Here is a 13539-nt window from a genome sequence, read left to right on the forward strand (position 1 = left end):
TTGACGTCATATTTAAAAAATAGATAGTTTTGTAGCGAAAATTCAAGAGAATACAGCCATTACAGAAGAATTAACCTCATCGTTTTGGTCCATTAAAAGATCGGAAATGTGTTCTTCAAATCGATGAATCAAATAAATATGTTGAAACATTTTAAGCCACTTTTTTCATATTCGCGACTACTAAGCATATTGGGCGTAAGTTCACTCCTGTTGTGTAGTTTGCAAAGTTCAGCACAGTCATCCACGTCCCATTCACCATATTCACAATTTGGTCTTGGTCAGATGCGTGAGGACCTATTACCACAAACGCGCGCTATGGGTGGTCTTTCTACCGGTGTACGTTACGTTGGAGGTCTTCCAAGCTTAAACATTGCCAATCCAGCGAGTTATTCAGCATTCACACGTACCATCTTGGACGCTGGCCTTTATGGAAATATGACGCAATTAGAAAAAAACGGCGCCAAAGATAATACGGCTGACTTTGCATTTAGCCACATTACAATCGGTATCCCTCTGGCAAAAGTTGGCGGTATATCCTTCGGTTTAATGCCATTCTCAGATGTTGGCTATAATTCATCGGCCATTCGTCAGTTCGAGAATGTAAATTATAAATCGAGTCTTGTCGGTGAGGGCGGTGTAAACAAAGCTTATTTTGGTTATGGTGTTTCTCCTATCAAAGGCTTAAGTATTGGTGCGAATGTAGGTTTCCTTTTTGGAAATTTATACGATAAGGCAATGATTGAGTTCCCATATGGGGCAGACTATTATAATACCGTGCAAACGGATACGCGTCGTATCCGCGGGGCTTCGATCGACTATGGTGCTCAATATTTCAAAGCTTTAGGCAATAAGATGAATTTCACAATTGGTTATTCGGGTTCATTGAATAATCAGATCAACAATAGAACGACTCGCATGGTAACTTTGACACAGACAGATCAAAGCTCTGACTATGGCGATCAAGTTGCTATTGATACATCGGCAATCAATGTGATTACCGATAGAAAGATCAACTTACCGATGAAACATAACGTTGGTTTCACGCTATCCAAAGGGGTGAATTGGATGGTTGGTGCCGATTTTAAATATGCCGACTGGTCTGATTTCCAAACCCGCGAAGGTGAGCAAAAATTAGGAAAGAACATTGGAGTTGCTGTTGGTGGTCAGTTCAAACCTGATGCGACGTCTTTAAAATACTGGAATGTCATCGATTACCGTTTAGGATTCCGTTATAACAAGAGTCATATCTCGATCGACAATAATCGTTTAACAGATATGGCAGTTACTGTTGGACTTGGTTTACCATTATCTGAAACTAACTTTGGGCGTACTTTCTCAAGTGTGAATATTTCTGCCGAGTTTGGTCAGCATGGTACCCTGCAACATAACCTTATTCGCGAACGATATATCAATATTAACTTAGGATTCACGATCAACGATGCTTGGTTCCTAAGAAGAAGTTACGATTAACATTATGCATACATCTTGCATTAACATAAAGAAATTACGGATTTTGCCCCTAACAATTGTATTGCTAGGGGCAATCTTGTCATTTGCGTGCGAAAATGACATGAAAGATATCGACCGCATGGCCAACATGAAGAAAGAGGAAGCCGTGGATATCTCTAAGCATGTAACGGTTATCTATAGCGACTCTGCGCGTGTGAAGGCCGAGCTTACGGCACCAGAGATGCGTGTTTATCATGATACTACCGGGCGGAACCAAGGGGATTATGAATTCAAAAAAGGGGTTAAGATTATTTTCTTTGACGAGTTTGCGAAAGAAAATCAACGCATCACCTCAAACTATGCGAAGCAATATGCGGAAAGCGGTTTGATTGAATTTCGCAACAACGTGGTTTTAACAATGGAAAATGGCTCTATAGTTAAGACTGAGGAGCTTTACTATGATGAGAAGAACGCGAAATACTACAATACGCTTCCGATCAGCATCGAATTCACGGATGGCCGTGGTCATATGCGGGGCACCTCATTTACTTCGGATGCGAATTTCAACAACGTAGAGTTTCAGGGCTCGACCGGTCTTTATTACATGAACTCGAACCAACAGTTTCCAGGGTTTGGGAACTAGCAGGTTTTGAAGCAATTGGGTACAGAAAAATTAGAACGAGCGGTTTAATAAATTATTACAATTTTTTTCATAAAAATTGTATCTTGCGCCTTGTTTTAGAAAAACAGGATTAATCAAAAAATTAAGCATTTAATAAAATTTAGAATACAGTTATGGGATTAATGAGCTATTTGCGAAACCGAGCGGGCTTAGTCATTTTCGTGATCGGTTTAGCAATCGTTGCGTTCTTACTAGGGGATATCATCAACATGGGTACTCCATTTTGGCGTAGCAGTCAATCTGAAGTTGGTAGTGTTAATGGTGAAGGTGTTGATTATAATGCGTTTAACCTACAGGTTGACCAAGCTAATGCGATGTATCAACAACAAATGGGCGGAAGCGTAACTCCGCAAATGCGTGGGTTTGCTGTTCAACAAGTATGGAATCAATTTATTTCACAGGAGTTGTTGAAACAAGAGATTGAAAAAATTGGTATTGAAGTCGGCAAGGCGGAATTAAATAGCTTAATTTTTGGAAACAACCCATCTCAACAAATTTTGCAACAATTTGCAAATCCAGAGACTGGAAAAGTTGATGTTGCTTATATCAACTCGGTAATCGAGCAAGCGAAGACCAACCCTGAGGTTAGCCAACAATGGAATGCATTGCTTGAGTCGATCAAAAACGAGCGTTTGAATGAGAAATATTCGAACCTTGTAAACAACAGTATCTACACGACTTCTTTAGAAGCGGAATACGACTACAACTCTCGTAATAAATTAGCAAACTTTAAATATGTGATGTTAGATTACGCTTCAGTAAACGATGCGGAGATCAAATTGACAGATGCAGATTATAAAGAATATTACGACAAAAATAAAAATGCGTTCAAGAACGCGGAAGAGACAAGATCGATTGAGTATGTATTGTTCAATGCTAGCCCAAATGCAGCGGATTCAGCAACTGTATTAGCAAATGTTCAGAAACTAAAAACTGAATTACAAGCATCGACAAGCGATTCATCATTTGTTTCTTTAAATTCTGACAACAAATACCCGGTAAAATATTATAGCAAAGGCCAGGTGAGCCCAGCATTAGATTCCACCGTATTCAATGCTGCTGCCGGTACTACGGTTGGCCCATTCTTGAGTCAGGGAGTTTACGAAATTGCGAAGGTAATTGACACAAAATTCAGTCCTGATTCAGTTACTGCGAGCCATATCCTGTTGAACCCAGCTACTGAAGGTGGTGTTGACAAGGCATTAAAGAAAGCGGACTCGATCAAAAATTTAATTGTAAATGGTGGCAATATGGCTGCATTAGCGGTTGAATTCAGTGTTGATCCGGGAAGCAAAAACAATGGTGGTGAGCTAGGCACATTCACTCGTGGACGTATGATTCCTGAATTTGAGGAAGCTGCGTTCAGTGGTAAAGCCGGCGATGTCGTTGTTGTGAATTCAAACTATGGAGTTCACGTATTAAAAATTGAGAAACAAGTAGGGAATTCTAAGATTGCTAAGTTAGCGATTGTTGATAAAGCTATTGTTGCAGGTAAAGAGACAACGGATGCTGCTTATGCAAAAGCGAATACGTTCTTTACTGCAGTGAATAAAGATAACTTTGCCGACATCGCGAAGCAACAGAATGTAGCTCCACAAACTAATGAGCGCACTTTAGCGATGGACAATATGTTAGGTGCTGTTGAGGTTCCACGTGAATTAGTACGTTGGGCATACGAAGCGAAAGTTGGTGATGTATCAGATAAAATCTATGAGACGGAAACTGACTTTATCGTAGCTCGCGTTACTGGGGTGCAGTCCAAAGGGCAACAATCATTAGAATCTGTTAAGACTTTGATTGAGCCAGTTGTAAAAAACTTAGTTAAAGCTAGAATGCTGAAAGAAAAAGTGAACAATGCATTAAATGGAGCTAGCTCTATTGATCAGGTTGCACAGAAATTAGGCAAGAATGCATTAACTGTAGAAAATATCGTATTAGCGAATCCGGTTATTCCTGGCGTAGCAGTAGAAAACGCTGTGGTAGGTACAGTTTTCGGATTGCAACCTAACAAGCCATCGAAAGCTATCGAAGGTAAACAAGGAGTTTATGCTGTTCAGGTGAATGGCTTCGTAAATCCAAAAGCTATTGCAGCGGAAGAATTAGCGGCTCAACAAAAGCAAATTACAGCGGCGAAAGCGCAACGTTCATGGAGCGTAATTTTCAAAGCTTTACAAGACAATGCTAAGATTGTTGACAATCGTATTAAATTCTATTAACATAGAATAGTTAAATTTGTAGCTGGATAGCAATATGTTATCCAGCTTTTTTTATTTTTAAGAAATGGATATTCAAGAGAACATTGTCAATAAGGTAGCACAGAGTGGTTTGATTACAGTTGATTTGGCGAATTACGCGCCAAAGGAGCCTATTGTTATCTATGACATCAAGGATAACCTTTTCCATGGATTGATTTTGAAGGAGAAGGATTTTAGAGAATTTATCAAAGGACATGACTGGTCGCAATATGCTGGACAACATGTGGGCATTATCTGCTCCACCGATGCAATTGTGCCGACTTGGGCATATATGTTACTGACCACGAAGATGATGGAGCATGCGGTTTCTGTACATTTTGGAGATGAGGAGACGGTTCGCGGGGCTTTGTTTGAGAAGTCTTTGTCGGGTATTGATTTCGAGCAATATCAGGATCAACGTATTGTCGTTAAAGGATGTGGCGATATTGCAATTCCGGAGAGTGCCTTTGTGACCTTCACTGCTGCGTTAAGCACGCGCGCGAAGAGCATTATGTACGGTGAGCCTTGCTCGACTGTGCCGGTGTTCAAGCGGAAATCTTAAACTATTGATATTTTACGTCGTCATATTTGTATGAAAAGAATTTTTACGCTACTAGCCCTGTTTATTAGTTTAGGAACTGCGACCATTGCACAAACGTTGCCTCATTTAACAAGCCCTACTTTTCAAGCTGGCGAGGTACTGAAATATAAATTAAAATACGGCATTATGTCTGCAGCGACAGGTACACTGTCGGTACAGAAATCAAAGCATAGTTTTGGTATGGAAGATCCTATACACTTACACGCTTTCGGCCAGACCTCTGGTGCTTTCTCGGCGTTTTATACCGTGAAGAATCAATATGATTCTTATATCAATAAAGATAACTACTTACCCATTCTCTACACAGAGAATATTCGGGAGAACAATTATCGTCGGGTAGAGTATGCTACTTTCGATCATAAGACCCGGAAGGTCAGCGGGAAGAAGGGGACTTTTAGCAGCCCTACTTCGCAGACGTTTGACTTAGTTTCTGCTTATTATTTCTCGCGCAATCTTGATTTTTCGAGTTTAAGCAAGGGTGATAAGTTTAAGATTACTTATTTCTTGAACGATGAAGTTGCGCAGTTGGGTGTTGAATATGTAGGGATCGAGAAGGTAAAATCTGTGCTTGGCGAATTGGAATGTATCAAGCTAAGTCCGGAAATAAGTCCGGGAAGAATTTTTAAAAAGAATAGTCGTTTGTATCTTTGGGTCACCAACGATGGCAACCGGATTCCTGTTAAAGCACAGGTCGATATCCTTATTGGCTCTGTGACGATGGAATTGGTTAGCGCTGATGGCTTAAAATATCCGTTGGGAAAACGAGTAAGTTATTCAAAGTAGAAATGATAGAAGTAGGTAATGTGCTTGTTCACGAGGATATCGTGAACAATGATTTTGTTTGCAACCTGAGCAAATGTAAAGGGGTTTGTTGTATTGAAGGCGATGCTGGCGCACCATTGACGGAGGCGGAGACCAAGATATTAGCAGACATCTACCCTATTGTTAAGCCCTACCTCACTGAAAAAGGAATACAAGCTATCGAGGAACAAGGCACCCATGTAATTGACGCTGATGATGATCTAACGACCACTTGCGTTGACGGCAATAAGGAGTGTGCTTATGTGACTTGGGAGAATGGCATCACCAAATGTGCCATTGAGAAGGCTTATGAAATGGGCGAGGTCAGTTGGAAGAAACCTATTTCCTGCCACCTTTACCCTATCCGCGCCACCCATTACCCTGAATTTGATGTACTACATTATGACCGTTGGTATATCTGCAAAGATGCCTGTACTTTTGGTCAGGAACTTAAAATTCCGGTGTATAAATTCTTGAAAGATCCTTTGATTCGAGAATATGGCGAAGAATGGTACAAAGAGCTTGAAAATACGTTAGCTTCTCAACCATAATTTTATTATTTTTATGGTCAATTTCAGTGAATACTGATGGTATTAAACCATTTTCATGTTAACATTAGACGAAATACAACTTCCTATAAAAGAACACCTGAAACGCTTTGAAAAAACATTCAAAGCGTCGATGCAAAGTTCGGCACCATTACTAGACCGTATTACGGGCTACCTAATTAAACAAAAAGGGAAACAGATGCGTCCGATGTTTGTTTTCTTTTCAGCAGGTGTTTGCGGAGGGATAACCGAATCTACCTATCATGGGGCTTCATTAGTAGAGTTGTTGCATACGGCATCGTTAGTTCATGATGATGTTGTGGATAATTCGAACGAACGCCGGGGTTTCTTTTCAATCAACGCTTTATGGAAAAACAAAGTTGCTGTTTTAGTTGGCGACTTTTTGTTATCAAAGGGTCTGCTGCTCTCGGTCAAGCATAAGGAATTTGAGCTTTTGCGTATCGTGTCGGAAGCAGTTGAGCATATGAGCGAAGGCGAATTGTTGCAAATAGAGAAAGCGAGGCATTTGGACATTGAGGAGTCTATTTATTATGAGATCATCCGTAAGAAAACGGCTTCTTTAATTGCTTCTTGTTGTGCCTGTGGCGCATCTTCGGCAGGGGCAGATGAGGACACCGTTGAGAAATTGCGTTTGTTTGGCGAGAAGGTAGGTATCGCGTTTCAGATCAAGGATGATTTATTCGATTTTGGTCTTGATGATGTGGGCAAACCTGTTGGCAACGATATTAAAGAGAAGAAGATGACACTTCCTTTGATTTATGCGCTGAATACCGTTGCTAAATCAGAAAGAAGAAAGATCATTAATTTGGTGAAGAACCACAATGAGGAATCCGAAAAAGTTGCGGAAGTCATTGAATTTGTAAAAACAAATGGAGGACTGGAATACGCGACTGAGCGTATGTTGCAGTATCAGCAGGAAGCGTTCGACATACTAGCGACAATCCCTAATGGGGGCGAATATAAAACAGGATTGGAACAATTAGTAAGATTTACCACAGAAAGAAAAAAATAAGATGAGCCACGAAGCATTATTTATGATCGGATTTATAGTTTTTATAATTCTGATGTTAGCGATAGATTTAGGACTGTTTTCCAAGAGCGACAAACCAGTATCCTTGAAAGTGGCAGCCATTATGAGTGCTATTTGGGTAGCATTTGCTTTGCTTTTTGGGTTATTGCTTTATAAATGGGGTAATGAGCTCCATAATGTTCATGATATGGTCCGACTAAAGGAAATAGTCGCGAAACATTTTCATAACATTAAAATCAATGAAAATGACTTAGCTGCGAGTTTGCAGCTTTACAATAAGAACTTGACATTAGAGTACCTGACAGGTTACGTCGTTGAGTATGCGTTATCCGTTGATAATATCTTCGTTATGGTGTTGTTGTTCAGCTCTTTCGGAATTCCGGAGAAGTATTACCATAAAGTGTTAGTATGGGGTATCCTAGGTGCTATTATCATGCGTTGTATTTTCATCTTCGTAGGTGCGGCATTGATCACTAAGTTTGGTTGGATATTGTATGTCTTCGGTGCATTCTTAGTGTACACTGGTTTCAACATGTACATCAATAGAAACAAGGAAGAAGAAGTCGATCCAGAAAACCACCCGGTGGTGAAATTTGCTTCGAAGCATTTCAAAGTAACGCATAAGTTAGATCAAGGCAACTTCTTCCACGTGGAGAACGGTGTAAAATACATGACGCCATTGTTCTTGGTTTTATTGGTTATCGAGTTTACTGATTTAATCTTTGCGGTGGATTCCATCCCAGCGATCTTCTCGGTAACTAAGGATCCATACATTGTATTCTTCTCGAATATCTTTGCGATTCTTGGACTACGTTCGATGTTCTTCTTATTGATCAATATTATTCACAAGTTCCACTACTTAAAAGTGGGCTTAGCCTTCCTGCTTATTTTCATTGGTTTGAAGATGTTGCTTCATGGTTGGTTAAAAGATTGGGGATTTACCACTACCCATTCCTTGATCGTCATCATCGGAATTTTAGCATTGAGCGTCATCGCCTCGCTGATGTTCCCTAAGAAAAAAGAATTTGAAAATTCATAATAGCAACGCCCTCTATCCAGAGGGCGTTTTTTTTTCTGAAAGTGTCTGTTTTCTAAGGCTATTAAGAACTTTCATGCCTCTTGGTGTTCCAATGGAAACATGAAAGTTTCTTTGTACTGCTATTCTGATTTGCTTTCTAATAAAAGTACCCACTCATTGTGCTAATAATTTTACACATTTGATTAAGCACAATCTTTACTATTTTATATATTCGTGAACTTTAATAAAAATCACATACAAATGAATTGGAGCAAATCTATATTATTTGCGGCAGCGTTGTTTGCCGTGACACAAACACAAGCTCAAGATAACTTAATCAATGCCCTAAAAGGGAATGCTAGTGATAATAGCAAAGAAGGTTTCAAATTTACGGAAGTCATTAACCTCGGTAATACCTCGATTAAAGATCAGGGTTCATCGGGTACATGTTGGTCCTACTCAGGGAACTCATTTCTTGAATCGGAGATGATTCGCATGGGCAAACAACCTGTTGAGATCTCTCAAATTTTTACTGCCCGTAACACGTATATTGAAAAGGCGAAGAACTTTGTACGCCTACATGGCGAGCAGGCGCAGGGTGATGGCGGTCAATTACATGATGTATTGACTATCTTCAGAAAATATGGTGCTGTTCCTCGTGAAGCCTATACAGGTTTACCTGATGGCCAGACGCGCAATAACTTCGGCGAGATGGGGCCCTTATTGCAAGGCATTACAGAGAATGTAGCAAAGAGCAAAAAACCAAGTAAAGATTGGTTGAAAGCATTCACAGCTGCTATGGACTCTTACCTAGGTGAAGTTCCTGAATCATTCCAATATAATGGTAAAACCTATACTCCGAGAACATTCGCTGATCAGGTTATCGGCATCAACCCGGATGATTATGTTGGTATTTCTTCATTTGATGAGCATGCATACTACAAACCATTTGTATTGTTGATTCCTGACAACTGGTCTTTCGAGAGCTTCTATAATGTAAAGATCAATGATTTAACAGACATCATTGACAATGCATTGGAGAACGGATATACCGTTGCCTGGGCTACTGACGTATCTGAGAAGAGCTTCAGCTGGAAAAATGGAGTTGCTTTTGTTCCTGAGAAACCAATTGAACAAATGAGTAAAGAAGAAGTTGACAATTTATTCAATGGCCCGAAACCGGAGGCTTCCATTACTGCTGCCCAACGTCAAGAAGCATTTGACAATTATACAACAACAGATGATCATGGAATGCACATCGTAGGATTGGTTAAAGATCAAACAGGTAAGGAATACTACATCGTTAAGAATTCTTGGGGCGTTTCGAATGACTATAAAGGCTATATGTATGCTACAAAAGAATTTGTTCGTTATAAAACAATCTCTTTGTTACTACACAAGAAAGCTTTAACTAAGAATATGCAAAAACAGCTTGGTATTTAACTAAATTTAACAATAAGTATACAAAAGTCCTTGATTCCTCAAGGACTTTTTTTATTTCTTATTACTATCTTTACCTTAACTATAAATTTTTAGTATAAACGTTGATTATGAAAAAGCTACTATTATTATTATTTACGATTCCTTTTCTGGCGATAGGACAAGAAAAAGGGATTCACTTTGAGCACAATACGACTTGGGCTAAGGTAAAGGAGAAAGCGAAGGCGGAGAATAAATATATCTTCGTTGATGCTTTTACGACTTGGTGTGGTCCTTGTAAATGGATGGCGAGTGAGGTTTTCCCTCAGGAAAAAGTAGGGACATTCTTCAATGAGAAGTTTGTGAACCTCAAAATCCAGATGGATCAGACAAAGGAGGATAATGCAGACGTTAAGTCATGGTATGAAGAGGCGAAGCGTTTTTCGAAAGATTATTCAATCAATGCGTATCCTACATTTTTGATTTTCGATCCTAATGGGGAATTAGTTCACCGTATTGTAGGTGGCGCAGAAGCTGACGACTTTATCGTAAAGGCAGGCGAAGGATTAAATCCTGAGACGCAATTTGTGACTGTTGTTAAGAAATTCGAAGCGAATCCTAATGATGTAGCGATTGCTAAGGCAACAGCGGCAGCTGCAGAAAAAGCATACGACAAGAATCTTCAAAAGAAAGCACAGGACGCAGTAATTGCAAATTCAAGCACAGACGAGTTATTATCCAAAGAAAATGCGGCATTTCTATTAAAAAGTGCTTCAAACTCTCAATCAAAAGCATTCAGCATTGTTCGTGAGAACAAAGAAAAAGTTGATGCAGCCTTAGGAGCAGGAAAAGTAGCTACAATATTAGCGAACGCCATAGTTAATACAGAGATCGCTCCTGTTGTTTGGAATTCGGAAGAAGATAATCTAGCATCAGTTTTAGCAGAGGTAGAGAAAAAATACAGCGATATCAACATTAAAGATCACATCTCTGGCTTTAAAACGCAGTATTATTTGAAAAAGAAAAATTACCCTGCTTTCAAAGAAGCAGTAGAAAGCTACATTGCCGCTGAAAATGGTAAAGTAGACCCTTCTACTCTAAATAGTTTTGCGTGGTCAATTTTTGAGAATTGCGATGATCCTGCTTGTGTAGAAGCTGCTTTAAGCTGGAGCAAGAAGTCTATCGAGAACAATGAAGATCCAGCATTATTAGATACCTATGCGAATCTATTGCATAAGTCTGGTAAAACCAAAGAGGCTATTGAATGGCAAGAAAAAGCGATCGCAAAAGCTGACGCTGATTCGAAAGCAGATTATCAGCTAACACTAGAGAAGATGAAAAAAGGTGAACCTACTTGGGTTACAGAAGAGGAACTCCTAATAAATTAGAATGTGAAAATTTAATATATTCAATTATGAAAAGAGGTGAACGCAATGTTCACCTCTTTTTATTTCTAAAAGTGTTTCAAGCTCTTTAATTCCTATTAACACTTTATTGGAACAAGAGAGATTTTTAGATTCACTTATTTAATATCCTTGTATTTGAGATTCATGTTTTGGAACATGAAAGCCCATTTATCTGTTTGTTCTGCAATTACCATTTCAGTTGATTTACCTGCTCCGTGACCTGCTTTTGTGTCAATACGTATTAAGACAGGATTTTTTCCGGTATTGTATTCTTGCAGTCGCGCGGCAAATTTGAAAGAGTGTGCTGGCACGACACGGTCATCATGATCTGCCGTAGTTACCATAGTTGCAGGATATGCCGTATTTGGTTTCAATGCGTGATATGGCGAGTATTTGTATAGGTAATTGAACATTTCTGCGCTATCATCAGCCGTTCCATAGTCAAATGCCCAACCCGCACCAGCAGTAAATTTATGATAGCGTAGCATATCCAACACGCCTACCGCCGGGAAAGCTACTTTATAAAGATCAGGACGCTGGGTCATACATGCACCCACTAATAGCCCCCCATTGGATCCGCCTGCAATCGCTAAATGATCAGAGGAAGTGTATTTTTCGGCAATCAAATATTCAGCAGCGGCAATAAAGTCGTCGAATACATTCTGTTTATTCAGTTTAGTACCTGCCACATGCCATGTTTCGCCATACTCGCCACCACCACGTAAGTTAGCTACCGCATAAACGCCGCCTTGCTCTAATAAAATTAGCGTACTGGTGCTAAAGGACGGTGTCAAGCTGATGTTGAATCCACCATAGGCGTATAGCATGGTCGGGTTTGTTCCGTCAAGCTTAATTCCTTTTTTATAGGTGATGATCATCGGTACTTTAGTGCCATCTTTCGACGTGTAAAACACTTGCTTAGATTCGTAATTTGCTAAGTCGAACTTGATTGCTGGTTTTTTGTACACTTCCGATTTTCCAGAAGCGATATCATACTTATAGATTGTTCCCGGGTTTACATAATTGGTGAAAGAATAATATAATTCCTTATCGGTTTTCTTTCCGCCGAAGCCAGAAGCTGTTCCAATGCCTGGAAGTTCAATTTCACGTTCTAATTTACCGGCTTTATCAAATTGTTTGACCTGAGAGATCGCGTCCTTTAGATAAGTTGCGAATATTTTATCGCCCGCAAGAGAAGCGCTCAATACGTTTTCAGTTTCGGGAATCAGATTTTTCCAAGTGGACGGCGTTGGATTTGCCACTTCGGTCTGTACGACGCGACCATTTGGTGCATCGAGTTCCGTATAGATCAGTAATTTGGATCCGTCGTTATCTAAGATTGTATGGTTTTTCTCCATATTATCTACAACCGTAACAAATGCAGCAGTTGGATTTGTTAAGTCCTTGACATAAAGCTCATTTCCAGAGGTCGTATTCGCCGCTGTAACAACCAAGAAGCGCTCATCCTCGGTTAAATAGCCTCCCACGTAACGTCTAGGCATTGTCGGACCGCCAAATACAAGTTCGTCGGTATTTTGAGGAGTATTCAACTTGTGGAAATATAACTTATGTTGATCGGTCATCGCAGAAAGTGCTGAACCTTCTTTAGGTTTATCATACGAGCTATAGTAGATACCCTCATTTCCCTTCCATGCAAGTCCGGTAAATTTGACATCGACTAGGGTATCACCGACAACAGATTTATCTTCCGCTTTCAGAATGATGACCTTGCGCCAGTCTGACCCTCCTTCTGAAATCTGATAAGCCACAAGAGATCCGTCTTTGCTGAAGTCTACTCCGGCCAAGGAGGTTGTTCCGTCATCAGAGAATTTGTTCGGATCTAAGAATACCTCTTCCGTACCATCCTCGCCTTTCTTTCTATAAAGCACGTGTTGATTTTGCAATCCATTGTTCTTATAGTAGTATATGTATTCTCCTTCTTTAAATGGAGCTCCCTCCTTTTCATAGTTCCAAAGATTTTCGAGTCGCTTGCGAATCTGTTCGCGATATGGAATCTGCGACAGATAATCGTCAGTCACTTCGTTTTCTGCTTTGATCCAGTTCTTGGTGTCTGCAGAGAGATCATCTTCTAACCAGCGATAAGGGTCGTCGACCAGTGTTCCGAAATAATTGTCTTGTTGGGTTCCTTTTTGGCTTGTTGGATAGGGTTTCACGCTAATATCAGTTTTTGAATCAATGGTTTTTTCCTGTTGACAAGCGGTAATACTGAAAACAAGGATACCATAACCTAAGATTTTCTTCATAATTATTTGCATTAGTTCAAAACAAAACTAATGAAATAATCGGCTGTTCAAAAAAGCATTATTTGA

Annotated in this window: 11 protein-coding genes; 10 read left to right on the plus strand and 1 reads right to left on the minus strand. The window is 39.8% G+C overall.

From position 1 onward, the window contains the following. Positions 1-123 precede the first annotated feature (123 nt). The 10 genes from DSM08_RS16855 (at position 124) to DSM08_RS16900 (ending at position 11191) form a co-directional block, all read left to right on the plus strand. A complete protein-coding gene (locus DSM08_RS16855) occupies positions 124-1470 on the plus strand; it encodes a hypothetical protein (protein WP_187773898.1) in 1347 nt (448 codons plus the stop codon). A 4-nt stretch (positions 1471-1474) separates the two neighbouring features. Further along, positions 1475-2092 (plus strand): LPS export ABC transporter periplasmic protein LptC, encoded by a 618-nt coding sequence (gene lptC / locus DSM08_RS16860; RefSeq protein WP_149527237.1) that lies wholly within the window; start codon positions 1475-1477, stop codon positions 2090-2092. A 152-nt stretch (positions 2093-2244) separates the two neighbouring features. Next, positions 2245-4347 (plus strand): peptidylprolyl isomerase, encoded by a 2103-nt coding sequence (locus DSM08_RS16865; protein ID WP_149527238.1) that lies wholly within the window; start codon positions 2245-2247, stop codon positions 4345-4347. Between the two features lie 64 nt (positions 4348-4411). Beyond that, a complete protein-coding gene (locus DSM08_RS16870; protein WP_149527239.1) occupies positions 4412-4927 on the plus strand; it encodes a DUF2480 family protein in 516 nt (171 codons plus the stop codon). Positions 4928-4957: 30 nt separating this feature from the next. After that, positions 4958-5749: a DUF3108 domain-containing protein gene (locus DSM08_RS16875; RefSeq protein WP_149527240.1), complete on the plus strand. Its 792-nt coding sequence runs from the start codon at positions 4958-4960 to the stop codon at positions 5747-5749. 2 nt (positions 5750-5751) lie between these two features. Further along, entirely contained in the window at positions 5752-6318 is a 567-nt protein-coding gene (locus DSM08_RS16880) for a DUF3109 family protein (protein ID WP_149527241.1), read from the plus strand. A gap of 55 nt (positions 6319-6373) precedes the next feature. After that, entirely contained in the window at positions 6374-7348 is a 975-nt protein-coding gene (locus DSM08_RS16885) for a polyprenyl synthetase family protein (RefSeq protein WP_149527242.1), read from the plus strand. A 1-nt stretch (position 7349) separates the two neighbouring features. Then, positions 7350-8405: a TerC family protein gene (locus DSM08_RS16890; RefSeq protein ID WP_149527243.1), complete on the plus strand. Its 1056-nt coding sequence runs from the start codon at positions 7350-7352 to the stop codon at positions 8403-8405. Positions 8406-8645: 240 nt separating this feature from the next. Then, positions 8646-9827, plus strand: coding sequence for a C1 family peptidase (locus DSM08_RS16895; RefSeq protein ID WP_149527244.1), 1182 nt, complete (start codon positions 8646-8648; stop codon positions 9825-9827). 107 nt (positions 9828-9934) lie between these two features. Continuing rightward, positions 9935-11191: a thioredoxin family protein gene (locus DSM08_RS16900; protein ID WP_246172327.1), complete on the plus strand. Its 1257-nt coding sequence runs from the start codon at positions 9935-9937 to the stop codon at positions 11189-11191. A 134-nt stretch (positions 11192-11325) separates the two neighbouring features. Here DSM08_RS16900 and DSM08_RS16905 read toward each other — a convergent pair whose 3' ends face one another. Further along, complete coding sequence (locus DSM08_RS16905; protein ID WP_149527246.1) at positions 11326-13473, minus strand: prolyl oligopeptidase family serine peptidase; 2148 nt, start codon at positions 13471-13473, stop codon at positions 11326-11328. Positions 13474-13539 lie beyond the last annotated feature (66 nt).

This window comes from Sphingobacterium hotanense (genome assembly GCF_008274825.1).
Taxonomy (GTDB): Bacteria; Bacteroidota; Bacteroidia; order Sphingobacteriales; family Sphingobacteriaceae; genus Sphingobacterium; species Sphingobacterium hotanense.